Origin of the sequence: Propioniciclava sp. (assembly GCF_029977985.1) — a bacterium.
Classification (GTDB): Bacteria; Actinomycetota; Actinomycetes; order Propionibacteriales; family Propionibacteriaceae; genus Propioniciclava.
Genome location: NZ_JARKOT010000168.1, coordinates 1 through 26,388 on the forward strand (window position 1 = coordinate 1; position 26,388 = coordinate 26,388).

Below are 26,388 nucleotides of genomic sequence, written 5' to 3' on the forward strand. Positions count from 1 at the left end.
GTGAACAGCTTGGCCAACTCGACCGCGGCGGCCATCTTCACTCGCATCTTGGTCGTGCCGGCGGCGGCGGCTTCTGACAGCCACAGGCGGGCTCCCTCACCGAGGGCGAGGAAGTCGACCTCGCTGGCGGTCTTGGCCCGCGGGGTCCGGGACACCGCTGTTTCAGGAGGGTCGGGGAAGTGGCTGTCGATGAGCTGGGGGGTGCCCGGGGTGGCCCGCTGGTGCCGAGCCACCTCAACCGGCCCGGTAGCACCCACGTGGGTGATGACGACCTCCTCGTCAGCGCCGCGGCCGTGGGCGCGGACCCACACCGTCTGCCCACACAAGCCATGGGGGACGGAGTACTGGCCGGCTTCGAACGCCACCATCGGCGTGTTCGGTGGCACGACCCTGGTGAGGCCGAACGCGACCGTGAACGGTGTGGCGGCGACCGGGTGCAACCGCAGCTTCTCTTCGGCGAGCATGTCGACCGGCGCTCGGCGGGTGACCCGGTGCGGACGGCTGTTGACCAGCTCGCAGAACGCCAGGCAGGCGGCTTCCAGGTCGGCGAACGAGTCGTAGGCATCCCTGAGGTTCGCACTCGTAGGGACGAGGTCGGCCTTGGCGAGCTTCACGCTGGCTTCGGTGCCACCCTTGCTGGCGGGGTCGGCCGGTACGCACGTGTGGACCGTCACGTTGTAGTGGCGGGCGAACGCCACCAACTGCGGGTTCCGGACCGGGATGCCGGCGATGTGCTCACTGGTCACGGTCTTCTCGTTGTCTGTCAACACGTAGGTGGGCACGCCCCCGATCCGGCGAAAGGTGACGTCCAGGGCGGCGAACACGCTCGGCAGGGTCTTGTCCCGCAGCGGGAGTACCACCCGGAACCGGGACCAGGCCACCCACGCGACGAACAGGACCGTCTTCACCCCCTCGACCAGCGGTCCGTCACCGTAGTCGTACTGCAGCCACATGCCCGGTTCGGTGATCCACGGGCGGTGCACCCGCCGGTGCCCGACCCGCCACGCAGCCTTCGCAGCCGCGACCGCCCGCCTGGTGGTCCGTTCCGAGCCCGTGTAGCCCAGCCACACCAGCTTGGCGTGCACCCGGTCGGCACGGACCTTGCCCTGGGAGCGGTCGACCCACTCCTCGACCTTGTCCAGGTAGTCGTCGATCAACTGGGACCGGCGTGCCGGCCGGTCCAACTCCTGCCCGCCAGCAGCCCGTGCCTCGACGTAGCTCTTGACGGTGTGGTGGGAACAACCCGCCAGTTCGGCGGCGTCCCGATACGACCCGGTCAGGTCGTACGCATCCAAGATTTCCATGATTTCCTCGGCAGACTTCAACATGTCCCTTCCTCGAGTGGATGAGCGCTTCAGCACCGCCATCGCTACTCGAGGAAGGGACGCCAACCACGGACGCGGTCGGCAACGGATAGTCGTGTCGGGCAGATCCCATGACCGCCACCGGGCAGGTTTCATGACCGCCAGCGGGCAACTACATGACCGTCACTGGGCAGTTTCTCGTGGCCGCCAACAAGCCGTTCTCAACGCCATTGGGGTCAGCATGGGCATCACAGGCACCGCCGTAGTGGACCGATCACACCAGTTGGGTCGACAGCGCCGCTGCATCACGGTGTTCTGAACGGGGCCTTCCATGACCTGGACCTATGGCTTGGCGTTCACGTTGGCCTGTTTGGCCTGTGCCGCCGTCATCAGTTGGCGCCGCACACGCACGTCTGAGCGGAGGAGGGAAGCCTCACCGTGTTGATTCCCACCTTCCCGACTACGAGGGGGCATCTTCTCCGTTCATCGGAGCGGCTGCCCCCTCGCGCGTGTGTGAGCGAGCCGTCGGGCCCCTGCCGTCGAAAAACGATCATCCACAGTCTCGTCGGCGGTGACGGATTCGACCCTGCGAGGGCTAATGAGGAGGTGAGGGATGCGCGCGTGCGCACGAGCAGAGAGGACAGCGCGATGAACGATGTACTGGTGACGTTGGTGGGCAATGTGGGCGGCCCGGTCGACTGGCGGCAGGCGAACGTGGAGGGGGGCCGGGCGATCATCAACGTGGCCTGCACGCCGCGGATCAAGCGGAACGGCGAATGGAAGGACGGCCGCACCACGTGGTACCGCGTCACGGCGTGGCGGCGGCTGGCCGAGAACATCCGCGACAGCATCGGCAAGGGCGATCCGGTGATCGTCCACGGCAAGCTGACCACGCAGGCGTGGACGAATCAGAACGGGGAGCCCCGCGAGGACTTCGAGGTCGACGCCCTGTGGGTGGCGCTCGACCTGCGCCGGGGCCACTCCACCTTCATCCGCAACCAGCCGCGCCCGGTGGCGTCCGAGCCGCCCGACGACCTGGACGACGACGTCGAGAGCTACCGGGTCGACGCCGACGGCGTCGTGCTCGACGACGCCGACCTGAGGGAGGCGCCGGCCTCCACCGAGCTGAAGGAGGCGATCAGTCGCGCGTAAGCCGGCGGTGCTTGCTGGCGTGCGGGCGGGCGGCCTCGGCGCCGAGACGCTCGACCTTGTTGGCCTCGTAGTCGGCGAAGTTGCCCTCGAACCAGAACCAGGCCGCCTCGTCGTCGTCGTTGCCCTCCCATGCGAGGATGTGGGTCGCGACGCGGTCGAGGAACCACCGGTCGTGGGAGATGACCACCGCGCAGCCGGGGAACTCGAGCAGGGCGTCTTCGAGCGACTGGAGGGTCTCGACGTCGAGGTCGTTCGTCGGCTCGTCCAGCAGCAGCACGTTGCCGCCCTGCTTGAGCGTCAGCGCCAGGTTGAGGCGGTTCCGCTCACCACCGGAGAGGACGCCGGCCAGCTTCTGCTGGTCGGGGCCTTTGAAGCCGAACGAGGCCACGTAGGCGCGGGACGGCATCTCGAAGTTGCCTACCTTGATGTGGTCGAGACCGTCGGAGACGACCTCCCAGACGTTCTTCTTCGCCTCGATGCCGCCACGGCTCTGGTCGACGTAGCTGAAGCTGACCGTCTGGCCCACCTTGAGCTCGCCCGAGTCGGGCTGCTCCTCGCCGACGATCATCTTGAACAGCGTCGTCTTGCCGACGCCGTTCGGGCCGATGACGCCGACGATGCCTGCGCGGGGGAGTGTGAACGACAGGTCCTCGATGAGCACGCGGTCGCCGAAGCCCTTCGTGAGCTTCGTGGCGGCGAGCACGTCGGCGCCCAGGCGCGGGCCGGGCGGGATGTTGATCTCGGCGAGGTCGATGCTGCGGTTGCGCTCGGCCTCGGCGGCGAGCTCTTCGTAGCGGGCGAGGCGGGCACGGTTCTTGGCCTGCCGGGCCTTGGGGTTGGCGCGCACCCACTCGAGTTCCTTCTCGAGGATCTTGGCGCGCTTGGCGTCCTTCTTGCCCTCGATCTGGAGGCGCTGACGCTTGGTCTCCAGGTAGGTGGAGTAGTTGCCCTCGTACGGGTGCAGGCGGCCGCGGTCGATCTCGCAGATCCACTGCGCGACGTTGTCGAGGAAGTACCGGTCGTGGGTCACGGCGAGCACGGCGCCGGGATAGTTCTTGAGGTGACCCTCGAGCCAGTTCACGCTCTCGGCGTCCAGGTGGTTGGTGGGCTCATCGAGCAGCAGCAGGTCGGGCTGTTCGAGCAGCAGCTTCGCCAGCGCCACGCGGCGGCGTTCACCGCCGGACAGGTGGGTGACGGGCGAGTCGCCGGGCGGGCACTGCAGCGCGTCCATGGCCTGGGCGAGCTGGCTGTCGAGGTCCCAGGCGTTGCGGTGGTCGAGTTCTGTCTGCAGGTCGCCCATCTCGGCCATGAGGGCGTCGAAGTCGGCGTCCGGCTCGGCCATCTCCATGCCGATCTCGTTGAACCGGTCGAGCTTGGCCTTGGTGTCGGCGACGGCCTCTTCGATGTTCTGCAGGACCGTCTTGTCCTCGGTGAGCGGCGGCTCCTGCAGCAGGATGCCGACGGTCTTGCCCTTGGCGAGGTTCGCGTCGCCGTTGTTGGGCTTCTCCAGGCCGGCCATGATCTTGAGCATGGTCGACTTGCCGGCGCCGTTCGGGCCGACGACGCCGATCTTGGCGCCCTCGAAGAACGACAGCGTCACGTTGTCGAGGATGAGCTTCTCACCAGCCGTCTTGCGGACGTTGTGCATGGTGAACACGAATTCGGGCATGGACCATCCTGTCGGGTGCGGGTGGAATCGCCGACCAGTATAGGCCCGTCAGGACGCCGCCCCGCGCCCAGGGTGCCGCCGGATGACGAGCCAGCCGATCACCGCGCTGATCAGACCGATCAGCAGCCCGGCCACCAGGTCGCTCACGTGGTGCATGCCGAGGTAGAGCCGCGATGCGCCGACGCAGACGACGGCCACGACCCCGGCCACCGCCCAGGCGACCGGCACCCAGCGCGGCTTGTCGGAGGCGAGTGCGAGGAGGGTGAAGACCGCCATCAGGCACACCGTCGCGCCGACGTGACCGCTCGGGAAGCTGGCTTCGGGCAGGCCGAAGTCCATCTGCTCCACCCCCTCGGGCCGGGCGCGGGCCACCAGCAGGGCGGCGGTCTGGTAGACGAGGGCTTCCAGGGCGACCGCAACGAGGGGCACGAGCGCGAGCCACCACTGGCGCGTCGTGAGCCACAGCACGACCACCGCCACGACGGCGATGAGCGGAGCCCCGATCACGCCGAAGAGTTGCGAGGCGGCCAATGCCAACAGATCGAGGGTCGGCGTCAGGCCCGCCTGCAGCTGCTGGTTGACGACAGACTCGTTACCGACGCCCTCGCGGGGCAGGACGAACTCGCCCACGAGGTAGACGATCGCGAGCAGCGCCAGCGCGGGCAGCAACCCGCGGATCGCGATGTCCCGCGCCACCGACCGTTTCGTCGGCTCCGAGGTGTCGTCGCGGTAGCGACGCACGAAGGAACCTGCCATGAAGACCCCCTTGTCAGGGGAGAGTGTAGGGCTCAGTCAACGTCGCGGGGGCCGCCAGGTGAAGACCGGTGGTCGGCGCTCGGCGAAGGCGTCCCGCCCCTCGAGCAGGTCGGGGGACGCGTTCGCCCGCCGCACCCACGCGATGGCCGTTTCGGCGCTCAGGTCGCGGCGCACGAGCCCGTCGACGATCTCCTTCGAGGCGCGCACCGTGAGCTGGCTCAGCTCGGTGATGCCCCGGGCGACCTCCAGGGCGCGGTCGAACGCGCTGCGGTCTGCGACGACCTCGTTGACCAGGCCCAAGGCGAGGGCCCGTTCGGCGGTGATGCGCCGGGCGGTGAACAGCAACTCCTTGGTGACCGCGGGGCCCATGAGATGGATCATCCGCTGGGTCGCCGAGACGGGGAACACGATGCCGAGCTTCGCGGGCGGGATCGAGAACTGCGCGCCCGCGCCGGCGATCCGCAGGTCGGCGCCCAGCGACAGTTCACACCCGCCGCCGTGGCAGTGCCCTTCGACGGCAGCGATGACCGGTTTCGGGCTGCGCGCCAAGGCCTCCTCGGCGTTGATCGGCCCCTCGGCGTGGTGCAGGGCGTCGAGATCGGCGATGTCGGAGCCGGCGCAGAACGAGCCGCCCGCCCCGTGCACGACCGTGACGAGCAGGTCGTCGTCGGCGTCCACCTCGGCCATCACCGCCGGAACCTGACGCCACATCGCGTCCGTCATCGCGTTCCGCTTGTCGGGTCTGTTCAACGTGACGACGGCGACGTGGCCGTCCCGGGCGAGGTCGATGGAACCCATGGCTCCATCCTGCCGCGACTCGTCGCCCCGCCGAGCCATCGACGCCGGTTGGGCGCAGGGACGCCGCGCAGACCCGGCGTTTCTGACCCCAGGCGGCGTCAGGGGTGGGCCACCAGCAGTTCGGCCAGCGTGAACGCCTGACGGCCCTGGAGGTCGGCGAGCTGGGTGCGGCAACTGAACCCGTCGGCGAGCACGATGGCGTCCGGTCCGGCGGCGGCCAGCGCCGGGCCGAGCTGGGTCTCGAACACGGCCTTGCTGAAGTCGTAGTGACCCGCGACCATGCCGTGGTTGCCCGCCAGCCCGCAGCAGCCGCCGACCTTGACAAGCGTTGCGCCGGTGGCGCGCAGCAGCCGTTCCTCTGCCCCCCACCCCATCACGGACGCCTCGTGGCAGTGCGGCTGCGCGACGATCGTGTGCCCCGACAGGTCGGGCAGGCCGTAGCCATCGGCCGAGGCCAGCAGCTCGGCCAACGTGTGCGTCGCCGCTGCCACCTCGGCGACCCGCGGGTCGTCCACGAGTTCGAGGGCGTCCGAGCGCCAGACCGCCTGGCAGCTCGGCTCGGTCCCCACGATCGGGACGCCGCGGGCGGCGAACGGGTGCAACACGTCCGTGGCCGTCCGCAACTCGCGTGCCGCGTGCTCGAGCTGGCCGGTGGTGATCCACGTCAGGCCGCAGCAGGCTTTGCGTTCCAGCAGCCGCGGCGTCCACCCCGCCTCGATCAGCACCGCCGCGGTCGCCGCCACGTTGTTCCCCTCGAACGCGTCGCTGAACGAGTCCACCCACACGACGGCCTCGCCGCGGCTCGGTGCGGCACTCCGTTCGTCAGGCTCAACCAGCGGGGGTCGAGTCAGCGAACGGGCCACCGCCGCCCGGTTGGACCCCGAGGCCAGCCGGGGCATGCCGCGCCGGGCATCGACACCGGCGAGCCACGTCACGAGCCGGGACAGACCTGGCGTCTGCAGCGCCACGTTCCCCAGCCGACCCAGCAGGGGGGAGGACGACGCCAGCCGGCCCCACATCGGCAGCCAGCCCATGGAGTAGTGGTCCCGCGGGCGGAGCCGCCCCCGGTAGGCCTCCTGCAGCACGCTCGACTTGTAGGCGGCCATGTCGGTCCCCGTGGGGCAGTCACGGGCGCAACCCTTGCACGACAAGCACAGGTCCAAGGCCTCGTGCACCTCGGCGGCCCGCCAGCCGTCGGTGACCAGCGTCCCGTTCACCATCTCCTGCAGCACGCGGGCGCGGCCGCGCGTCGAGTCCTTCTCGGCCCGTGTCGCCTGCCAGCTGGGGCACATGACGTTGGTTCCGGTCGACGCCACGCACTTGCCCACCCCGGTGCAGCGGTGCACGTCCTCGACGAAGCGTGGGTGCGTCCGGAGCAGGGGCGAGCGGCGTGCCGCGACGGCCCGCAGGTCGGCGTCCAGGGGGGCCGGATCCGCGAGGACGCCGGGGTTGAGCAGGTTGTCCGGGTCGAAGATGCGTTTGACGGCCGCGAACAGGGCCAGTGCCTCCGCCGAGTACATCCGGGGCAGCAACTCCGAGCGAGCCCGCCCGTCGCCGTGCTCGCCGGACATCGACCCGCCGAATGACGCCGCCAGGTCGGCCGCCTCCTCCACGAACCGCCGATAGGACGCCGCCCCCTCGGCCTCCTGCATCAGCGGGAAGTCGATGCGGCAGTGCACGCAGCCGTCGCCGAAGTGCCCGTAAGGAAGCCCGTGCAGCCCGTGCCGGGCGAGCAGCGCGTCGAACGCCCGCAGGTAGGCGCCGAGCCGCGCCGGGGGCACGGCGGCGTCCTCCCAGCCCGCGTGGGCCGGCCGGTCGAGGCTGACGCCGGCGAGCCCGGCGCCGTCCGCGCGGATCTTCCACAGGGCGGCGGCGACGCTCAGGTCGTCCACCACTTCGCCGTCGAGGCACGCGGACGCCGCCAGTAGCCCCGCAGCGCGTTCGGCCATGGCGTCGCGATCGTCGTCGACGAGCTCGACGAACACCCAGCCGTCGCCCTCGGGCAGCCGCGGGACGGCGTCGGCCCCGAGCGCCCGCAACACCACGTCGACGATCCGTCGGTCCATGCCCTCCACGGCGGTGGGGGAGAAGGGGAGGATCCTCGGCATCGCGTCGGCGGCGTCCGCCATCGTCGGGTAGCCGAGCGCGAGCATGGTCTTGTGCGGTGCGTCCGCGACGAGCCGCACGGTGGCCCGGGTCACGACGGCGAGCGTGCCTTCGCTGCCGGCGAGGAACTTGGCCACGTCGAAGCCGTTCTCGGGCAGGAGCCACTCCAGCGAATACCCCGACACCTGGCGGCTGAAGGTGGCGAACTGGGTGCGGATCACGCCGAGGTTGGCCTGCACCAGCGCGTGCAGCGCGCGCAGGGTCGGGGAGTCGGTGGCCGTCAGGTCGGTGCGGCTGTCGAGGGTCAGCCGCTCACCTGTCCCTGTGATGACGTCGAGGGCGACCACGTTGTCGGAGGTCCGGCCGTAGCCCAGTGCGCGGGGGCCGCAGGCGTTGTTGCCGATCATGCCGCCGACGGTGCAGCGCGTGAACGTGGAGGGGTCGGGGCCGAACCGCAGGCCGTAGGTTCGGGCGGCACGGGACAGGACGTCCTGGACCACGCCGGGGTCGACGACGGCTGTGCGTGCCTCGGCGTCGATCGCGTGGATCGTGTGGAGGTGCCGGGCGGCGTCCACCACCAGTCCCGGGCCTACCGCGTTCCCCGCGCACGACGTGCCGGCGCCTCGCATCGTGAGGGGGATTCCGCGGGTGCGGCAGGCGTTCACGAGGGCGACGAGTTCGGAGCGGTCGCGTGGGGTGGCCACCCCGCGTGGCACGACCCGGTAGAGGGAGGCGTCGGTGGAGTACAGGGCACGCGTGAGCGTCGAGTCGTCGGGCAGGGGCACGCCGTCGTGGTGCAGCAGCAGGTTCAGCGTGTCCCACAAGGCGTCGGCGCTCACCGCCTCAGTCTTGCACCTCGGCGACGGCCCGCATCGCGCGTCCGAGTGCCTCGTAGTCGTCGGGGGCGACGGCGTCGACGAGTAGGCGCCGAACGCCCTCCACGTGCTTCGGCGCGGCCCGTTCGAGCAAGGCGTAGCCGTCGTCGGTGAGGGTGGCGATGACGCCGCGGCGATCGTCGGGGCACGGTGTGCGGGTGACGAGTCCCTTGCGCTCCATGCGCGTCACCGTGTGGGTGAGCCGGGATCGCGACTGGCGGGCGGCACTCGCCAAGTCCGACATGCGCCGCGCCCGGCCCTCGGACTCCGACAACCTCACGAGGATCTCGTACTCGGCAAGGTCGAGGCCGTAGGCGCGCAGGTCGGCGTCCAGCCCCTCTTGGATGTGAGCGACCCCATCGAGGAACGCGCGCCACACCCGCTGCTGCGGCAGCGTGAGCCAGCGGACCTCGTTCGACGACATGCCACGATCCTACCCGTTCTTGACCATTCAATCTTCTCGGTCCCCTAGACTGTCCCAAACGCCGCCGGCAGGGGGGCCGGCGAGGGGAGGATTCCATGACGACCATCGAGCAGGTGCTCGCCGAACGACCGCCCACCGTGGGAGCGATGTTCCTCGAGCGCGTGGCCGCGACGCCCGACGGCGAGGCGCTCCGCTACCCGGACGCGAGCGAGAACTGGCAGTCGCTGACCTGGGCCCAGACCAAGGACGACATCTGGGACATCGCCGCCGGACTGCTGGCCCTGGGGCTGCAGCTGGAGGAGCGGGTCGCCATCGCGTCGAACACGCGCCTCGAATGGGTGCTGCTCGACCTGGCCGTCAACTGCGCGGGCGGCGCCACCACGGCGGTCTACCCGAACACCCAGGGGCCCGAGTTCGCACACATCGTCTCGCATTCGGAGTCGCACTACTTCGTGGCCGAGAACGTCGAGCAGCTCACGAAACTGCGCAACTCCGCGGTCGACCCGGCCCAGATCCGCGCGGCGATTCTGCTCGACGGCACCGACGAGGACGCCCTCTCGCTCGATGACCTGCGCGCCAAGGGCCGCGCGCACTTGGCGGAGCATCCGTCGGCGGTCGACGACGCGGTGAAGGCGACCGGACCGGGCACCTTGGCCACCCTCATCTACACCTCCGGCACGACCGGTATGCCGAAGGGCGTCGAGCTGACTCACGGCAACTGGACCTACGAGGGCGTCGCGATCGACGAGCTCGACATCATCCAGCACGACAAGCTCCAATACTTCTGGCTGCCGCTGTCCCACGTGTTCGGCAAGGCCGTCATGATGATTCAGCTCCGCATCGGCTTCGCCTCGGCCGTCGACGGCCGGCAGGACCGCATCGTGGCCGGGCTCGGGGCCACCCGGCCCACCTTCATGTGCGGTGCCCCCCGGGTCTTCGAGAAGGTCCGCAACGCGGTGAAGGCGAACTCTGCCGGCGGCGTCAAGGGCAAGATCGCCCGCTGGGCGTTCCGCGTCGGCCGCCGCTCGCACGCGCAGCGATTGGCCGGACGTCAACTCCCGGGCCTGCTCAAGGTGCAGTACGCCGTCGCCGACAAGCTCGTCTTCAGCAAGCTGAAGGAACGCATGGGGGGCAACATCGAGTTCTTCATCTCCGGGTCGGCGAAGCTGAGCTCGCAGGTGCAGGAGTGGTTCTACTCGGCGGGCATCGTCATCGTCGAGGGCTACGGTTCCACCGAGACGTCCGCCGTCGCGGCGGTGAACGTGCCGACGAAGCCGCGCTTCGGCACCGTGGGGCCGGCTCTGCCGGGGTCGGAGTTCCGTATCGCCGACGACGGCGAGATCCTCTTCCGCGGGCCAGGAGTCATGCGCGGCTACCACAAGGATCCGGAGCGAACCGCGGAGGTGCTCGTCGACGGCTGGTTCCACACCGGCGACATCGGCGAGCTGGACGCGGACGGCTACCTCCGCATCACCGACCGCAAGAAGGACCTCATGAAGACCTCCGGCGGCAAGTACGTGGCGCCGCAGAAGGTCGAAGGCACGCTGGCGGCCAACATCCCCTACGTGTCGCAGGTGGTGGCGGTCGGCGACGGCCGCAAGTACGTGTCGGCGCTGTTCACGCTCGACCCCACTTCGGTCGAGAACTGGGCGAGCCGCCACGGCAAGGAGGGGCTCAGCTACGCCGAGCTCACCCAACTGCCCGAGATGCGCGCCTCCATCGACCGCTTCCTCGCCCGGGCGAATGCCAAGCTCGAACGGTGGGAGACGGTGAAGCGGTACGCGATCCTCGACCACGAACTCACGGTGGAGGGCGGTGGGGTCACGGCGAACATGAAGCTGCGCCGCAGCCAGCTCGCTGACACGTACGCCGACGTCGTCGACTCGCTCTACGACGCCGAGCCCGAGGATTGAGCGGAGGCCGGTGAGCGCCGTCTTCCGCATCCCCCAGCGGTGGGTCGACCTGGACGCCCAGGGGCACGTCAACAATGCCGCAGTGCTCGACTACCTGCAGGAGGCGCGCGTCGCTCTCCTCCAGGACAGCCCGGCTGCGCACCTGCTCGGCAACGGCATCATCGTCGCCGGCCACCAGGTCGAGTACTTGGCGTCGATCGCCTTCGGGCCCGAGCCGCTGGAGGTTGCCGTGCGCGTCGGGGACGTCGGCGCGGCCCGGTTCACCGTCGCCTACGAGGTGTTCGAGCACGGACGCCTCGTCGTCCGCGCCCGCACCGTCCTCGCCCAGTTCGACTTCGCGGCCGGGCGGCCGACGCGGCTGGGGGTGTCCGAACGGTCCTGGCTGGCGTCCGTGGCCGAGCCGCTGGAGCCCCTGCGCGACGTCGGCCGCTGGCGGGTGGGTGCGGCGGCGCACGAACACCCCATCGCGGTGCGCTGGTCGGACATCGACCGCTACGGCCATGTCAACAACACGCTCTACTACGACTACGTCGCCGAGGCGCGGGTGGCGCTCTACGGCGAGCTGCTGCCCGACGCCATCCGCGCCACCATGGAGGCGCAGGCGGCGCGGACGTGGTTGCTCGTGCGGCAGGATCTGAGCCACACCGCCCAGATGACGTATCAGCGGGAGCCTTACGTCGTGCGGACGGCCGTCGGTGCACTCGGCCGGACCTCGTCGACGCTGGCCGCCGAGATCGTCGAGCCGGTGACGGGGAGGATCACGGCCCGCTCGACCTCGGTCGTCGTTCACGGGGACGCCGCCGGTCGCCCCGCACCCCTGCCGGAGGAACTGCGGGTCGCGGGCGAACGGTGGCCGGCGGTCGCCTCATGACCGAGGTGTGGCGCTGCGCCGTCCTCGGCCAGCCGGTGGGGCACTCGTTGAGCCCGCTGATCCACACCCGTGCCTACGAGGTGCTCGGCATCGCCGATCGTTGGCACTACGGGCGCCACGAGGTGGGCGTCGCCGATCTCCCCGCCTTCGTCGCCGGCTGCGGCCCGGAGTGGGTCGGGCTGTCGTGCACGGCACCCCTGAAGTCGGCCGTGCTGGGTCTGGGAGAGGCATCCGAGATCGCGCGGCGGCTCGACGCGGGCAACACCTTTCTCTTCGGGACGCCTGCCCGGGTGGAGAACACCGACGTGACGGGGCTCGTCGGTGCCTTCGCGCGTGCCGGCATCACGCGCGCGCGCACGGCACTGCTGCTCGGCAACGGGGCCACCGCCCGATCGGCGCTCTACGCGCTGTCGACCATGGGCCTCACGGAGGCGCTCGTCCTGGCCCGCTCGCGCGAGCGGGCGGAGGCGTCCTTGGGGGCACTTGCCGGGAGCCTCGGCGTCCGGCTCGAACACGGCGCCTGGGGGAGCGTGCCGGACGCCACGGCCGACGTCCTCGTGTCGACCGTGTCTGCGCCGCTGCCGCCCGCGGTGGCCGCAGGGCTCGTCGCAGGCGTGGGGGCGTCCTTCGATGTGACCTACAACCATTACCCGACACACCTCGACCAGGCGGCCCGCGCCGCGGGGATCGTGCAGCTCTCCGGTCTCGACCTACTCGTGGGGCAGGCCCTGGATCAGATCAGGTTGATGACGGGCCTCGACTGCCCGGCCGAACCGCTGCTGGCCGCGGCCCTCGACGCCCTGAATCGCACGACGCCGGAGGGTGCTTGATGCCATTGGCTAGGCTGGATCGACACTCTTTCGAACATGAGGAGATCCATGCCGTCCGATCCGCACCCGGAGACCCTGACCGAGCTGTCCACCGCCCGGCCCGATGCCCCCGTGGTGTCGGTGTACCTCGACACCGATCCCCGCAAGCCCGAGAACAACTCCGACAACCCGGCTTGGCTCGTTGAACTGCGCAACAGCCTGCGCGAGGTCGGGGCAGCGATCGACGCCGAGGGCGACCGCGACACCGTGCTCGCCTGGCGCGCTGCGGAGCGTCAGATCGAGGAGGACGTGCGCGACCTGACGCCGGCTCAGCGTGGCCGGTCGGTGGCGCTGTTCTGCACCCTCGACGGCAGCTTCCGCGAGCGGATCACCTCGCAGCTGACGCTCGACGCCTCCCAGGCCCGTTGGGACGAGCGGCCGTGGATCACGCCGCTCGTCGACCTGGTCGACCGAGGGCGCGCTGTGGCGATCGTCCTGCTGGACGCCGACGAGATGAGCGTCCTGCGGTGGTGGGACGGCCGCATCGTCGACGGCACCGAGACGGGTGTCGAGTTCGACCTCGAGCTGTGGCGTTCCAGCCGGGGCGGGAGCGAGGTGGCCGGCTGCCCAAGCTGCGGACGCACGAGCAGCAGGTGGAGGCGCGCGCCGAGGAGTACACGAAGCGGTTCCTTGCGGACGCCGCCGATCAGCTGGTCAGGGCTCTGCCGGGGCTCGACGTCGCCTCGATCGTCATCGCGCACGCTCCCGGAACGCTGGAGGCCTTCGTCGAGGCGCTGCCGGCCCAGGTGCGCGACCGCGTCGGGGCAACGGTCGAGGCGCAGATCACCGGCGAGGACGCCCCGGCGGTCGCCGAGCGCCTCGCCGACACGATCGCCGAGGTGACCCGCGAACGCGACGGCAAGGTGGCGGCGGACGCTCTGGCCCAGGCAGCCATGACGGACGGGCGCGGTGAGATCGGCGGGGCGGCCGTCCTGCGTGCGCTCGCCGAGCAGCGGGTCGAGCACTTGGTCGTCGTGCCCGGTCTGGAGCTGGCCCGCGCCGACGTGACCCCCGAGGCGCGCACCTTTCTCGGAGACCTCGCCGATGACCTGCTTCTGGAGCGTGCCTTCGAGCAGGCCGCGGAGACCGGCGCGAACGTCACGGTGGTCGACCACCCCGGCCTCGCGGCTGAAGGCGGCATCGCGGCACTGACGCTCTGGTAACGCCCCACCGTCGGGCGAGCCACCACGTGAACCACGGCATCAGCGCTGGTCGATCTGGCCGAGACCGCGTGAGCGGAGCGTGTCGCGACCCGCGCGAATCCCGGGCTGCGGAGCGCCCCCGACATCCTTGTCGGGGGCGCTCCTTCCTGAGGGTTCGGTGCGCTGGTGTGCCCTTCCACGCTAGACCACCACCCGCGGCGTCCGCCACCCCCGAAAGGGTCTCAGCTCTCGCGCACCTCCGATCGATCGCCGCTCCACAAGGTGTGATAAACCCCCTCGGTGTCGATGCGCCGGTAGGTGTGCGAGCCGAAGAAGTCGCGCAGCCCCTGAGTGAGGGCGGCGTTGGTGCGTTCGGCGCGGACGAGGTCGTAGTAGGCGAGTGCCGACGCGAACCCGGGGATCGGGACGCCGGCCGTCGCCGCTGCGGCCACCACCCGACGCCAGGCGGGATTGGCCTCGGTGAGGCCGGCCCGGATGCTGGGCGCCTCGAGAAGCGTCGTCAGGTCGGCTGCGGCGTACTCGTTGCTGATCCGGTCGAGGAGCTTCGCCCGGATGATGCAGCCCGCTCGCCAGATGCGGGCCACGGCGCCGACGTCGATCGTCCAGCCGTATTCGGCCGCCGCGACGCGGATGAGGTCCAGCCCCTGCGCGTAGGCGATCACCTTGGCGCACCACAGCGCGTTCTTCACGTCGTCGACGAAGGCGGTGCGGTCGGCGTCCGCGATCTGGCCGTCGGGGCCGGTGAGCGCCGCCTTGGCCGCGGCGCGCAGGTCGGGTGAGCTGGACGCCGCCCGGGCGAACACGGCCTCGGCGATGGCTGCGGCGGGGACGCCGAGGCGGAGGGACTCCTGGACGGTCCAGGTGCCGGTGCCCTTCATGCCCCCGGCATCCACGACGATGTCGACGAGCGGCTTGCCGGTAGCGGCGTCCACCTGCCGGAGCACCTCGGAGGTGATCTCGATGAGGTAGGAGTCGAGGTCGCCGGTGTTCCATTCGGCGAAGACGTCAGCCGCCTCGATGGCGGTCAGACCGATGCCCTGAAGGAGGTCGTAGGCCTCGCCGATGAACTGCATGTCGGCGTACTCGATGCCGTTGTGGACCATTTTGACGAAATGGCCGGCCCCGTCGGTGCCGATGTAGGTGCAGCAGGGCTCCGGGCCGTCGGGGCTCTCGAACGTGGCGGAGATGTCCTCGAGCATGCGCCCCACGTAGGCGTAGGAGTGCTCGGAGCCGCCCGGCATGATGGACGGGCCCTCGAGCGCGCCGATCTCACCGCCGGAGATGCCGGCGCCGACGAAGTGGAGATCGTGGGCGCGCAGCTTCTCTTCGCGGCGGCGCGTGTCCTGGAAGAAGGCGTTGCCGCCGTCGACCACGATGTCGCCGGGTTCCAGCAGGGGGACGAGTTCGTCGATGACGGCATCAGTGCCCGCTCCGGCCTGCACCATGATGACGATGCGGCGCGGCTTCTCCAGGGAGTCGACGAACTCCTCGATGGTCTCGGAAGCGATGAAGTTCGCCTCGGGATGGGCCGTCAGGACGCCCTCGGTGCGGGCCCACGTACGGTTGAACACGGCGGTGGAGTAGCCGTGGTTCGCGAAGTTGCGGGCCAGGTTGGAGCCCATCACCGCCATGCCGATCACGCCGATCTGCGCCGTTGCTGTCTTGTCGCTCATGGGCCCATCTTGCCGTAGGGACTGCTGGCCGGGCCGCTATTCGGCGGCGGGGCCGGAGTGGGGTTGCTAGGCTCCCCCCCATGGCCAACGACGCAGCGACGGGTTCGGATGCCACGATCTATGATGTTGCCCGGGTGGCCGGGGTCAGCCCGTCGACGGTGTCGCGGGCGTTCTCGCGCCCGGGGCGCGTGAGCGCCAAGACCGCTGACCACATTCGCAAGGTGGCCGAGGAGCTGGGGTATCGGGCGCGCGAGGTGGGCCGGACGACGGCGAAGAGCACCACGAAGATCATCGGGCTCGCCGTCGCGGACATCACCAACCCGTTCAACTTCCGCGTGATCCGGGGGTGTCAGGCGGCGGCCGCGGAGGCTGGTTTCGTCGTGACGCTGATCGACGCGCAGGAGTCGGAGGCGATGGAGCGCGAGATGCTGCGGCGGTCGATGCCGCTGCTCGACGGCCTTGTCATCGCGGGTTCTCGTCTCTCAGACACCGAGCTGCGCACCGTGGCGAAGACGCTGCCCGTCGTGGTGCTGACCCGGCGCGTGGCGGGTCTGCACTGCATCGTGCCGGACATGGCCCACGGCGCCCGCAAAGCCGCCGAGCATCTGGTCGGTCTCGGCCATCGGAGCATCACGTACCTGGCGGGGCCAGAGGCGTCCTGGGGCGATGGGATCCGCTGGCGAGGCGTCCGCGATTCGGCTGGCCAGCTCGGGTTCACGGAGCATCGCGTCGGCCCGTTCGCGCCGACCCTGCAGGGTGGCCGCGGGGCCGCCGAGGTCATCGCGGCGCGGCGCGCCAAGGCGGTCATCTGCTTCAACGACCTGATGGCGATCGGCCTGATGAAGGGCCTCGCCGAGCGGGGCATCCGGGTGCCCGAGCAGGTGAGCATCGTCGGGTTCGACAACATCTTCGCGTCGGCGCTCGTCGCGCCGGGCCTGACGAGCGTCGCTGCCCCGCTCACCATGCTGGGGGACGCCGCCGTCCGCGTCATCGTCGCCCGCCTCAACGGCACCAAGCCACCCGAGAACCTCCCCGTCACCGTGCCCGTCCGGCTGATGGTCCGGGGGAGCACGGGTCCGGCGTAGGCCCTGGCCGCTCGTCGGTAAGGACGCCGCTTAGGGGCAACCACGCCGCGTAGACGCGGCGTTTGTGGTCCTAAGCGGCGTTGGGTGCGGCCTAAACGGCGTCCATGTGCCCAAGCGGCGTCCATGTGCCCAAGCGGCGTGCCTGTCATGCCGCCCGCGTCTACCGATCCATCGTCAGCTCCCCGATCCTCTCGCCGCGCAGTTCCCCCACACCACCGCCTAGGGCACGAGCGGACGAGTGCGCCCACGAAGCGCCCCTGACGCACGAACTCGCAGGCGGAGCGTCAATGTCGGAGAGCAGTCCACCTCGGCCGGTCAGTCGGCGACGGCATCCGGCCGGGGCGGGCGCACCGTGCGGGGGAGGACATGCCACGCGCCCAGCACGATCGCAAACAGCGCGGCCGCACCGGCGGCGTCCAGCACCGAGTGCTGCTTGAGGAAGCAGGTCGACGCGGCGATGAGGACGCAGGCGACCCACGCAGCGACGCGCACCCATGCTCGACGCACGTACCGGCTCGCCGCGATGCAGTGCGCCACGACGATCGACGTGTACACGTGCAGACTCGGGAAGACGTTCGCCGGGTCGTCGAAGCCCTGCAACCCCGCCACCACGGCGGTCGCCCAGCCCTGGTCGGGGTAGACCTCTGGTCGCAGCGTCACCGTCGTCGGCCACAGCGTGTAGCCGATGAGGCACGCGGTCATGCCGACGATGAGCAGCCACGCGAACCGCGGGATCTCCCGGAACGCCCGGAGGTCCACCGCGTAGAGCCACGCGATGCCCCCCAGCAGGAACGGGAACCACGCGAGGTAGCCGACGATCCAGGTCGCGTCGAAGGGCACGAGGGCGTCCAGCGGCGACTCGACCACGATCATGGACGCCGTGTCGCGCCCCTCCAGCGCGAAGTACCACGCGAGGAACACGGGCAGGTACGCCAGCGGAAGCAGGCGTTTCCCGAGCGTCACGCCCGCACCCTACCGGCGCCCTCACACGTCGACGGGCGGCGTCCATGGCTGAAGGAACTCGTTGCCGGGGAGCCCTTCGACAGCCAGCAGCAGGCTCCCGGCCGTGGCGCCGTCCAACTGCTCGCGGATGATGTCCGCGTGGCCGGCATGCCGCGCGAACTCCTCCACGTGATGCATCAGCCGGAAGCGCTTGTTGGCCCGCAACCGTTCGGTGACGCCGAACCAGGGCGCTGGGTCCTCCAGGGTCTCCGCGTCCGGATCGGCGTCGGCCACGGCCGCCAGGTACGGGCCTACGGCGGCGTCGAACCGCTCCAGCACCGCGGTCAAGGTGTCACCCGGCAGCATCTGCAGGTTCTCGAAGTACGCCTCGAAGCGGTCATCGCGCGGCGGGAGGCCGTCCGCGGCGTCCGCGTAGGCCTCGCAGATGGAGGCCGCATGCTTCAGCAGGGCGCCGATGGACAACGCGCTGCGCAGTGGCGTGGCACGCGCCTGGTCGTCGGAGAGTCCGTGCGCAGCGTTGCGGAGCGCGCGGAGCTGGTCGTCGAGGTAGCCCACGAGGGCTGCGGATTCGGTGTACTGGTCTGGCTTGAGCATGTGCCCAGCATCCCGCCGAACTAGGACAGTTTCTGTCCGCAGCCTCTGGCACACTCGGTTCATGCCCGACACGACCGCCCGTGTGCTGCGCCTGCTCTCGCTGCTGGAGGCGCGGGCCCAGTGGTCCGGCACGGAGTTGGCCGATCGCCTTGGCGTCACCACGCGCACCATCCGTCGCGACATCGAGCGGCTTCGCTCGCTCGGTTACCCGGTCGCGGGGGAGCACGGCGCCGAGGGTGGCTACCGGCTCGGCCGCGGGCTGCGCCTGCCGCCGCTGCTCCTCGCCGACGACGAGGCGGTCGCCGTGGCCGTCGCTCTCCGCGTGGCCGCCGGCTCGCACGTGACCGGGGCCGGCGAAGCGGCCGTGCGGGCCCTCGGCAAGCTCGATCAGGTGCTCCCGGCCGCCCTCCGCGATCACGTGCGCGCGCTGGGTCAGGTCATCGACGTGCGCCGGCCCACCGGCGACGTGGACGCCGACGCCCTCGTCACGCTCGCCACGGCCGTCCGCGACCACACGCGGGTCCGCTTCGCCTACGGCGATCCGCCCTCCGAGCGCGACGTCGAGCCCACGGGCGTCGTCACGACCGGACGCCGCTGGTACCTCCACGCCTTCGACCCCGACCGCGACGACTGGCGCACCTTCCGCATCGATCGCATGGACGCCGTCACCGCCACCACGTGGCGCTTCCGTCCGCGCCCGGGTCCGGACCCGGCCGACGACGTCCGCCGCGCCGTCGCCCACGCGTGGCGGGGCACCCCGTACACCGTCGTCTACGACGCCCCGCCCGACGCGGTCGCCGCCGCCGGCTGGTGGGGACCTGAGGTGCGCCTCACGGCGCTGCCCGGTGGCCGCACCGAAGTGCGCGGCGAGGAGGACCGGCTGGAGACGCTCGCGTGGTACCTCACTCGGGCGGGCCTCGCCCTCGACTGTGCGCTCACCGTCGTCGAGCCCGACGCCCTCCGCGACGCGTTCATCCGCCTCGGCAACCGGGTCGCCGGGTTCGGCGGCGCTGTCAGCGCCGGTACGTGATCCGCCCGGCCCACACCGTCAGCTCGACCGGGTCGGGGAGCTCGCGGCCGTGGTACGGGTTGTTCCGCGACCGGGACGCCGACGTGTTCTTGTCGACCGTCGCCCGGCGCGTCGGGTCGACGAGCACCAGGTTCGCCGGCTCGCCCACAGCGATCGGACGCCCCTGGTGCGCCAGCCGGCCGATGCGCGCCGGCGTCGCGGACATGCGCTCGACGAGCGTCGCCCAGTCCATGCGGCCGGTGTCGACCATCAGCTCCTTGACCACCGCGAGCGCCTGCTCCAGCCCGAGCATGCCGGGCAGGGCGACGTCGAACGGGTGGTCCTTGTCCTGGACGGCGTGCGGGGCGTGGTCGGTGCCGACGATGTCGATCGTGCCGTCGGCGAGCGCCTCGCGGACCGCTTCCAGGTGCTCGGAGGTCCGCAGCGGCGGGTTCACCTTGAACGTGGTGTCGTAGGTCTCGACGTGCGGCGTGTCCAGCAGGAGGTGGTGGGGGGTGACCTCGGCGGTCACGTTGATGCCGCGCTTCTTCGCCCACCGGATGACGTCGACGCTCTCCGCGGTCGACAGGTGGCAGGCGTGGTAGCGGCCGCCGGTGAACTCGGCGAGCATCACGTCCCGCGCGATGATGGTCGATTCGGCGACCGTCGGCCAGCCGCCGAGGCCGAGGCGCCCAGAGATCTCCGACTCGTGCGCGCACGCACCCGGGCCGGCCAGGCGCGGGTCCTGCGCGTGTTGGGCCACGACGCCGTCGTAGGGCTTCAGGTAGGTGAGTGCCCGGCGCATGAGGAGGCTGTCGGACACGCACGCGCCATCGTCGGAGAACACCCGGACGCCGGTGGCGGCCATGAGCCCCAGCTCGGCCAGCTCGTGGCCTTCGCGTCCCTTGGTCACCGCGCCGATCGGTACGACCTCGCACGATCCGTCGCGGCGGCCCAGGTCGGCCACGTACTGGGCGGCCTCGGCGGTGTCGGTGGTCGGCGTCAGGTTGGGCATGGCGAAGACGGCCGTGTAGCCGCCGCGCGCCGCAGCCCGCGTGCCCGACTCGACCGTCTCGGCGTCCTCCCGGCCGGGCTCGCGCAGGTGCGCGTGCAGGTCGACGAGGCCCGGCAGGGCGATGAGCCCGCCGGCGTCGATGCGCTCGGCGTCGCTGGGGGCGTCCGATACCTCGACGAACCGACCGTCGACGATCGCGAGATCGGTGCCGGTGCCGTCGGCCAGGTGCACGCCGGTGACGACGAGCGGCCGGCTGGACGAGCCTGTCGAGACCGCGCTCATTCCTCTCCCTCCCCACCCAGCAGGTGGTACAGCACGCTCATGCGGACGGCGACGCCCGCGGAGACCTGGTCGAGCACGCGTGAGGACGCCGCGTCCGCGGCCTCCGAGCTGATCTCGACGCCTCGGTTCATCGGGCCAGGGTGCATGATCGCGGCCGTCGGCTTGAGGCGTGCGAGCCGTTCCCGGGTGAGCCCGAAACCTGCGGTGTACTCGCGCTCGGTCGGGAAGAAGCCGGACGCCATCCGCTCGCGCTGCACGCGCAGCATCATGACGACATCGGCCCTGTCGAGGACCGAGTCGAAGTCGGAGGTGACGGCGGCGTCCCAGTTCTCGACGCCCGTGGGCAGCAGGGTCGGGGGTGCCACGAGCGTCACCGTGCCGCCCAGCACCCGCTGGAGCAGCACGTTCGACCGGACGACGCGGCTGTGCAGCAGGTCGCCGACGATGGCGATCCGCTTCCCCTCGAAGCCGTCGCCGAGGCCGCGCGTGCGGAAGTGCCGCCGCATCGTGTAGGCGTCGAGGAGTGCCTGCGTGGGGTGCTCGTGGGCGCCGTCGCCGGCGTTGACGACGTGCGCCTGCACCCAGCCGGCCGCCTGCGCGACCGCGCCGGAGGAGTGGTGCCGGATGACGAAGCAGTCGACGCCCATCGAGTCCAGCGTCAGCATCGTGTCGCGCAGCGACTCGCCTTTGCTGACGCTCGACCCCTTCGCCGAGACGTTGATGGTGTCGGCACTCATCCACTTCCCGGCGATCTCGAAGCTGGTGCGCGTGCGCGTGGAGTCCTCGAAGAACATGTTGATGATCGTGCGGCCGCGCAGGGCGGGCAGCTTCTTGATCGAGCGCCGCTGCACCTCGTGCATCTCCTCGGCCAGGTCGAGGATGGCGAGGGCCTCGGAGCGGCTCAGGTCCCCGGTGCTGAGCAGGTGGCGCATCACGACTCCTCGGACTGGTCGGAGCTGCGGACGAGCGTGACGGCGTCCGTACCGTCGAGCTCTGCGATGCTCACCCGCACGTGTTCTCCGGCCGCCGTCGGGAGATCCTTGCCGACGTGGTCGGCCTGGATGGGCAGTTCGCGGTGACCACGGTCGATGAGAACCGCCAGCCGGACGGCGCGGGGGCGGCCGAGATCCTTCAGGGCGTCCATGGCAGCCGCGATGGTGCGGCCCGAGTAAAGCACATCGTCGACGAGCACCACCGTGGCTCCGTCGATGGACGCCGGCACACGCGTACGCCCGACCGGCCGCGTGGGGTGGCGGCGCAGGTCGTCGCGGTACAGGGTGATGTCGAGCTCGCCCACGGGCACGTCGGCCCCTTCGGCCGTGGCGATCAAGGTGCCGAGCCGCTGGGCCAGGGGCGCCCCACGGGTCGGAATTCCGAGCAGGACCAGGTTGTCGGTGCCGCGGTTCGCCTCGACGATCTGGGCGGCGATGCGGCGCAGGGCCCGTGAGACATCCGGTGCGTCCCAGATGACACGGGCATCATCCGGGCGTGGCAGGATCTGGGAGGCGCTCATCGGAGCCCCAATCTAGCGCAGCGTCGGCTACCATTTCGGCCATGGCTCACCTGCTCGGATTCCCGATCCTCGAGACCCTGCCGGGCTGGCCCGAGGTCTACAGCCCGTCGGTGCTCGACCTGCTCGTCCTCATCGTTGCGATCCCCACGGTCATCGCCGCCGTCATCACGCTGCCCATCATGGGTCCTGCCTGGTTCCGCCGCGCGCGGCCGGGTAGCGAGCTCGAGTCCCGCTGAGGCGGGCGATCTTCAGCCCAAGCGCAGCACCCAGGGATCGGTGTTGATCCGCGAGATCGTCGACGTCACCGCCCGGCCTGCCGTCTGCGCAGCCATCTGCAGGGTGCGCTCGGCCGCCGGCAGCCACAGCCATTCCGCCGCCCAGTGCGGCACGTCGATGAGCACCGGCGCGTCGGCGTGCGCGAGAAAGTCCTGGGCCGGGTGGTGGCGCAGATCGCCCGTCACGTAGCAGTCCACGCCGGCCGCACGGGCGGCGTCCAGCATCGAGTCGCCCGCGCCGCCGACGACGCCCACCGTGGCGACGACCCGGTCGGGATCGCCACCCAGCTTGACCCCGGCCACCGTGGTCGGGACGCCCTCGGCGAGAGCCTGGGCGACGGCCCGGGCCGGCAGGGGCGCGGGCAGGGTTCCGACGCGGCCCTGGCCGTGGTCGTCGAGGGGACGCCGATCCGTCAGCGCCAGCACGTTGGCCAAGGCGTCCGCGACGCCGTCGGCGGCGGCGTCCGCATTGGTGTGCGCGCTGAACACGGCGATGCCGGCCCGGATGAGGCGCGTCACCACGCGCCCCTTCGGCTGGTCGACGCGCACCGCGTGGACGCCGCGCAACAACAGCGGATGGTGGGCGACGATGAGCTGCGCCCCGAGCGCGACCGCCTCGTCGACGACGGCGTCCGTGACGTCCACCGTGAGCAACACGTGGTCGACGGCGGCGTCCGGGTCGCCGACACTGAGGCCGACGCGATCCCACTCCTCGGCCAGGCGCGGCGGGTAGGCCGCTTCCAGCCAGCTGACGACCTCACCCACCGTTGTGCTCACGCTGCCCGATGCTACCGTCGCCTCCGCACCCGGAGTCTGGCGGCACAGGGTGCTCGGCGCGCGAACGCGACCTCGCTCAGCCGGCGTCCTGGTTCCGCAGGGCCCGGGCGGCGTCGTCACGACGCTCCACGACGAGGCGGCGCACCGAGTCCGGCAGGTCTCGTTCGGCGAGGAAGGCGTCCAGCTTGTCGAGGAACGTCTGATCGGCGAGTGGCCGGGGGAACAGCCAGCTGAGCACGTGCTGCCGGATCGTCGACGACCGGTCGCCCCACCCGTCGCGCTGCTCCGCGATCGCGGCCACCACGTCGAGGTAGCGGTCTGCGTAGTCGGCGTTCACCTCGTCCTGATCGAGCTGCCAGAACTGCGTGACGACCTGGAAGTGCGTCTCGTTCGGCGTTTCCCGCTCCGTGGCTGCCGCCCACGCGTCGGCCTTGGCACCTGCGTCCAGCAGGGCCGAACGGGCGCCGGCGGCTTTCTCGGCACCGGTGGCGGTGCGGTCCCGCTCGGCCTCGGCCGCGATCTCCGCTTCGCCGACCGCACCCACGCGAGCCAGTTCGGTGAGGAGCCGCCAGCGCAGGTCGGTGTCGACGGCCAGGCCCTCGGGCACCTCCTCGCCTGCGAGCCATGCCTTGAGCAACTCGGCGCCCACGGCGTCGTTGATCGCCAGCGCGAGTGCCCGGACGAGCGCCAGCTGGTGGTCGGAGCCGGGGTCGGCGTCCGCCATGAGCTTCGCGATGCCGACCTGCCAACGGTCGGCGAGCTCGCGGCGCTGCGCGCGCGGGGCGTAGTAGTCGATGGCCTGGCGGGCCTGCCCGAGCAGGGCGCTCACGGCGGTCAGGTCGGACTCGACCCCCACCCCGCGCAGCACGAGCTCCACGTAGTCGGACGCCGACATCTCGCCGTCGCGGACGAGATCCCAGGTGGCGCCCCAGCACAGTGCGCGGGCCAGTTCGTCGCCGAGCAGGTGGACGTTCCCCACCAGGGTCGCCAGCGAACCCGGATCGAGGCGGATCTTCGCGTACGTCAGGTCGTCGTCGTTGATGAGCAGCAGGCCGGGCCGACGGCGTCCGACGATCTCGGGCACCTCGGTGTACTCGCCGTCGATGTCGAACTCGAACCGCTCGGTGCGTGTCAGCCGGCCATCGACGAGGTCGTAGAAGCCGACGGCGATGCGATGCCGGCGCAACGTCGGCCACGCCGGCAGCGCCCACTGCCGGATGCCGAAGCGGCTGAACGCGCCGTCCGCGTCCAGTTCCCAGTCGGCGGCCAGGGTGTTGACGCCGGCCGTCTGCAGCCATTGGCTCGTGAAGAACGACAGGTCGCGTCCCGAGGCGGCCTCCAGATGCTCGAGGAGATCGGTGAGCTGCGTGTTGCCGAACGCGTGCTCGTCGAAGTACGCCCGGACGCCGGCGAGGAAGTCCTCGACGCCCACGAAGGCGACGAGCTGGCGCAGCGCCGAGGCGCCCTTGGCGTAGGTGATGCCGTCGAAGTTGAGCTCGACCGCCTCGAGGTCGTACATGTCGGCGGCGATCGGGTGGGTCGAGGGCAACTGGTCCTGCCGATAGGCCCACGTCTTGCGCTGGTTGGTGAACGTGGCCCACGGGTTGGCGCGGTCGCCGAACAGCTTCCGGATCTCGTCCTGCGCGAAGTGGGAGGCCCATTCTGCGAAGCTCTCGTTGAGCCACAGGTCGTCCCACCACGTCATGGTCACGAGGTCGCCGAACCACATGTGGGCCATCTCGTGCAGGATCGTGTTGTCACGGGTCTCGTAGCTGGCCGCCGTCTGGCGGCTGCGGAAGATGTACTCGTCGCGGAACGTGACGCAGCCCGCGTTCTCCATGGCGCCGAAGTTGAACTCCGGCACGAACACCTGCGCATAGTCGGCGAACGGGTAGGGGCGACCGAAGTGGTGCTCGAACACGCCGAAACCCCGCTGCGTGGTTTCGAGGATGCGGTCGGCATCGAGGTGATCGGCCACCGACTGGCGGACGTGGATCGACAGCGGGATCGTCGAGCCGTCCTCGCGCGTGTAGGCGCCGGCCACGGAGTGGAAGTCGCCGGCGCACAGCGCGGTGATGTAGGTGGAGATCCGGGGCGTGGGCGCGAAGTCCCAGCGGGCGATCGCGTCGTCCACCGGCTGCGGCTCGACAGCGGGGGAGTTGGAGAGCACGGTCCAGTGCGCCGGGGCGAGCACCGAGAGCTGGAAGGTGGCCTTCAGGTCGGGCTGCTCGAACGTGACGTACATGCGGCGTGCGTCGGCCGACTCGAACTGCGAATACAGGTAGACCCGGTCGTCGGCCGGGTCGACGAAGCGGTGCAGGCCCTCGCCGGTGCGCGAGAAACGCATCACGGAGGTCACCTCGAGGACGTGGTCGCCGGCGTCGAGCTGAAGTGCCAGGTGTTCGCCGTCGAACGCCTCGGCCGCCACGTCCTGCCCGTCGAGGCGGCAGGCCAGCACGGCTTGCGCGATGAGGTTCGCGTGGGTCGCGCAGGCGACCGACGAGAAGCGCACGGTCGTCGTGGACACGAACGTCCCCGCGGCGTCGGCGAGGGGGGAGCCGTCGGGGCGGCGTCCACTGAGATCGACGAGCACCTCGTAGGAGGTGACATCGAGTTGCTGGCTGCGCGTGGCCGCTTCGTCACGCGTGATGTTGGCGGGGAACATACGGGCTTCCATCCTCGGTACGGTCGACAACTCCGGCCCACCCTAGCGGCCCCGGCCCGCGAAACGGGACACGCGACGCCACTAGGCTGCACCGCATGACGCAGACTGTTGACTTCTGGTTCGATCCGACGTGCCCGTGGGCATGGATGACCTCGCGCTGGATGCTCGAGGTCGAGCAGGTGCGCGACGTGCGGACCACCTTTCACGTCATGAGTCTGTCCGTCCTCAACGAGGGCCGGGATCTGCCCGAGGACTATCGCGCCCACATGGACGCCGCCTGGGCCCCGGCCCGCGTGGCGCTCGGGGTGGAGCGCGCGCACGGGTCGGACGCGCTGCGCGCCTTCTACACCGCCATCGGCACCCGCTTCCACCCCGGCGGCGCGCCCAAGGATCGTGCCACGATCGAGGCCGCCCTCGCCGACACGGGCCTGCCGGCCGAACTGGCCGACCTGGGCTACACCAACGCCAACGACGACGCGCTGCGCGCCTCTCACCACGCCGGTATGGACGCCGTCGGCGACGAGGTCGGCACGCCGGTGCTCCACGTCAACGGCATGGCCCTGTTCGGGCCGGTGATCTCCCCGGCCCCCAAGGGCGAGGCTGCCGGTGACCTGTTCGACGGCTTCGTCAAGGTCAC

The 26,388-nt window shown here is 70.7% G+C and carries 23 protein-coding genes; 9 read left to right on the forward strand and 14 right to left on the reverse strand.

Annotated features, from left to right (window positions below; translation table 11 throughout):
* Nucleotides 1–1,325, reverse strand: a 1,325-nt coding sequence (istA, locus tag Q1K57_RS10455; protein ID WP_300082080.1) for an IS21 family transposase, incomplete at its 3' end; no start/stop codon positions are given.
* A 627-nt stretch (nt 1,326–1,952) separates the two neighbouring features.
* Here istA and Q1K57_RS10460 point away from each other — a divergent pair.
* Nucleotides 1,953–2,456 (forward strand): single-stranded DNA-binding protein, encoded by a 504-nt coding sequence (locus Q1K57_RS10460; RefSeq protein ID WP_300082083.1) that lies wholly within the window; start codon nt 1,953–1,955, stop codon nt 2,454–2,456.
* On the opposite strand, the gene ettA is transcribed toward Q1K57_RS10460, so the two are convergent.
* The 5 genes from ettA to Q1K57_RS10485 form a co-directional block, all read right to left on the reverse strand.
* The gene (gene ettA, locus Q1K57_RS10465) at nt 2,443–4,125 is read right to left on the reverse strand and encodes an energy-dependent translational throttle protein EttA (protein WP_300082086.1); all 1,683 of its coding nucleotides are present in this window, start codon (nt 4,123–4,125) and stop codon (nt 2,443–2,445) included. The two genes, Q1K57_RS10460 and ettA, sit on opposite strands and share 14 nt — an antisense overlap.
* A 48-nt stretch (nt 4,126–4,173) precedes the next feature.
* Nucleotides 4,174–4,881 carry a phosphatase PAP2 family protein gene (locus Q1K57_RS10470; RefSeq protein WP_300082089.1) on the reverse strand — a complete coding sequence of 236 codons (708 nt, stop codon included), beginning with the start codon at nt 4,879–4,881 and terminating at the stop codon, nt 4,174–4,176.
* Between the two features lie 36 nt (nt 4,882–4,917).
* Nucleotides 4,918–5,679, reverse strand: coding sequence for an enoyl-CoA hydratase/isomerase family protein (locus tag Q1K57_RS10475; protein WP_300082092.1), 762 nt, complete (start codon nt 5,677–5,679; stop codon nt 4,918–4,920).
* A 98-nt stretch (nt 5,680–5,777) separates the two neighbouring features.
* Nucleotides 5,778–8,624, reverse strand: a complete 2,847-nt coding sequence (locus tag Q1K57_RS10480; RefSeq protein ID WP_300082095.1) for an FAD-binding and (Fe-S)-binding domain-containing protein — start codon at nt 8,622–8,624, stop codon at nt 5,778–5,780.
* Between the two features lie 4 nt (nt 8,625–8,628).
* A complete protein-coding gene (locus Q1K57_RS10485) occupies nt 8,629–9,084 on the reverse strand; it encodes a MarR family transcriptional regulator (RefSeq protein ID WP_300082099.1) in 456 nt (151 codons plus the stop codon).
* Nucleotides 9,085–9,179: 95 nt separating this feature from the next.
* Between Q1K57_RS10485 and Q1K57_RS10490 the strand changes: the two genes are divergently transcribed.
* The 4 genes from Q1K57_RS10490 (at nt 9,180) to Q1K57_RS10505 (ending at nt 13,900) form a co-directional block, all read left to right on the forward strand.
* Nucleotides 9,180–10,997, forward strand: coding sequence for a long-chain fatty acid--CoA ligase (locus Q1K57_RS10490; RefSeq protein WP_300082101.1), 1,818 nt, complete (start codon nt 9,180–9,182; stop codon nt 10,995–10,997).
* 10 nt (nt 10,998–11,007) lie between these two features.
* The gene (locus tag Q1K57_RS10495) at nt 11,008–11,868 is read left to right on the forward strand and encodes a thioesterase family protein (protein WP_300082104.1); all 861 of its coding nucleotides are present in this window, start codon (nt 11,008–11,010) and stop codon (nt 11,866–11,868) included.
* On the forward strand, nt 11,865–12,698 hold the full coding sequence (locus Q1K57_RS10500) for a shikimate dehydrogenase (RefSeq protein ID WP_300082107.1): 834 nt from the start codon (nt 11,865–11,867) through the stop codon (nt 12,696–12,698). The genes Q1K57_RS10495 and Q1K57_RS10500 overlap by 4 nt, the downstream gene beginning before the upstream one ends.
* A 566-nt stretch (nt 12,699–13,264) precedes the next feature.
* Nucleotides 13,265–13,900 (forward strand): host attachment protein, encoded by a 636-nt coding sequence (locus Q1K57_RS10505; protein ID WP_366525368.1) that lies wholly within the window; start codon nt 13,265–13,267, stop codon nt 13,898–13,900.
* 221 nt (nt 13,901–14,121) lie between these two features.
* Here the strand turns inward: Q1K57_RS10505 and gndA are convergent, their stop codons facing one another.
* The gene (gndA, locus tag Q1K57_RS10510; RefSeq protein WP_300082110.1) at nt 14,122–15,573 is read right to left on the reverse strand and encodes an NADP-dependent phosphogluconate dehydrogenase; all 1,452 of its coding nucleotides are present in this window, start codon (nt 15,571–15,573) and stop codon (nt 14,122–14,124) included.
* Between the two features lie 80 nt (nt 15,574–15,653).
* On the opposite strand from gndA, the gene Q1K57_RS10515 reads away from it, so the two are divergent.
* Nucleotides 15,654–16,658 (forward strand): LacI family DNA-binding transcriptional regulator, encoded by a 1,005-nt coding sequence (locus Q1K57_RS10515; RefSeq protein ID WP_300082113.1) that lies wholly within the window; start codon nt 15,654–15,656, stop codon nt 16,656–16,658.
* A gap of 315 nt (nt 16,659–16,973) precedes the next feature.
* Here Q1K57_RS10515 and Q1K57_RS10520 read toward each other — a convergent pair whose 3' ends face one another.
* Together Q1K57_RS10520 and Q1K57_RS10525 are read right to left on the reverse strand one after the other, a co-directional pair.
* The gene (locus Q1K57_RS10520; protein ID WP_300082115.1) at nt 16,974–17,621 is read right to left on the reverse strand and encodes a phosphatase PAP2 family protein; all 648 of its coding nucleotides are present in this window, start codon (nt 17,619–17,621) and stop codon (nt 16,974–16,976) included.
* Nucleotides 17,622–17,642: 21 nt separating this feature from the next.
* The gene (locus Q1K57_RS10525; protein WP_300082117.1) at nt 17,643–18,215 is read right to left on the reverse strand and encodes a DUF664 domain-containing protein; all 573 of its coding nucleotides are present in this window, start codon (nt 18,213–18,215) and stop codon (nt 17,643–17,645) included.
* A 61-nt stretch (nt 18,216–18,276) separates the two neighbouring features.
* On the opposite strand from Q1K57_RS10525, the gene Q1K57_RS10530 reads away from it, so the two are divergent.
* The gene (locus tag Q1K57_RS10530; protein WP_300082120.1) at nt 18,277–19,245 is read left to right on the forward strand and encodes a WYL domain-containing protein; all 969 of its coding nucleotides are present in this window, start codon (nt 18,277–18,279) and stop codon (nt 19,243–19,245) included.
* Here Q1K57_RS10530 and Q1K57_RS10535 read toward each other — a convergent pair.
* Genes Q1K57_RS10535 through pyrR form a run of 3 tightly spaced genes read right to left on the reverse strand, consistent with a single transcriptional unit; the run spans nt 19,229 to nt 22,034 of the window.
* The gene (locus tag Q1K57_RS10535) at nt 19,229–20,521 is read right to left on the reverse strand and encodes a dihydroorotase (protein ID WP_300082123.1); all 1,293 of its coding nucleotides are present in this window, start codon (nt 20,519–20,521) and stop codon (nt 19,229–19,231) included. The two genes, Q1K57_RS10530 and Q1K57_RS10535, sit on opposite strands and share 17 nt — an antisense overlap.
* Complete coding sequence (locus Q1K57_RS10540) at nt 20,518–21,453, reverse strand: aspartate carbamoyltransferase catalytic subunit (RefSeq protein ID WP_300082125.1); 936 nt, start codon at nt 21,451–21,453, stop codon at nt 20,518–20,520. Before Q1K57_RS10540 ends, Q1K57_RS10535 begins: the two co-directional genes overlap by 4 nt.
* On the reverse strand, nt 21,453–22,034 hold the full coding sequence (gene pyrR, locus Q1K57_RS10545) for a bifunctional pyr operon transcriptional regulator/uracil phosphoribosyltransferase PyrR (RefSeq protein WP_300082128.1): 582 nt from the start codon (nt 22,032–22,034) through the stop codon (nt 21,453–21,455). The genes Q1K57_RS10540 and pyrR overlap by 1 nt, the downstream gene beginning before the upstream one ends.
* Nucleotides 22,035–22,075: 41 nt before the next feature.
* Between pyrR and Q1K57_RS10550 the strand changes: the two genes are divergently transcribed.
* Nucleotides 22,076–22,270 (forward strand): hypothetical protein, encoded by a 195-nt coding sequence (locus Q1K57_RS10550; RefSeq protein WP_300082131.1) that lies wholly within the window; start codon nt 22,076–22,078, stop codon nt 22,268–22,270.
* A 12-nt stretch (nt 22,271–22,282) separates the two neighbouring features.
* On the opposite strand, the gene Q1K57_RS10555 is transcribed toward Q1K57_RS10550, so the two are convergent.
* Nucleotides 22,283–23,086, reverse strand: a complete 804-nt coding sequence (locus Q1K57_RS10555) for a Nif3-like dinuclear metal center hexameric protein (RefSeq protein WP_300082134.1) — start codon at nt 23,084–23,086, stop codon at nt 22,283–22,285.
* Between the two features lie 76 nt (nt 23,087–23,162).
* Nucleotides 23,163–25,751: an aminopeptidase N gene (pepN, locus tag Q1K57_RS10560; RefSeq protein WP_300082143.1), complete on the reverse strand. Its 2,589-nt coding sequence runs from the start codon at nt 25,749–25,751 to the stop codon at nt 23,163–23,165.
* A 95-nt stretch (nt 25,752–25,846) separates the two neighbouring features.
* Between pepN and Q1K57_RS10565 the strand changes: the two genes are divergently transcribed.
* Nucleotides 25,847–26,388: disulfide bond formation protein DsbA (locus tag Q1K57_RS10565; RefSeq protein WP_300082137.1), on the forward strand; the 542-nt coding region annotated here is incomplete at its 3' end.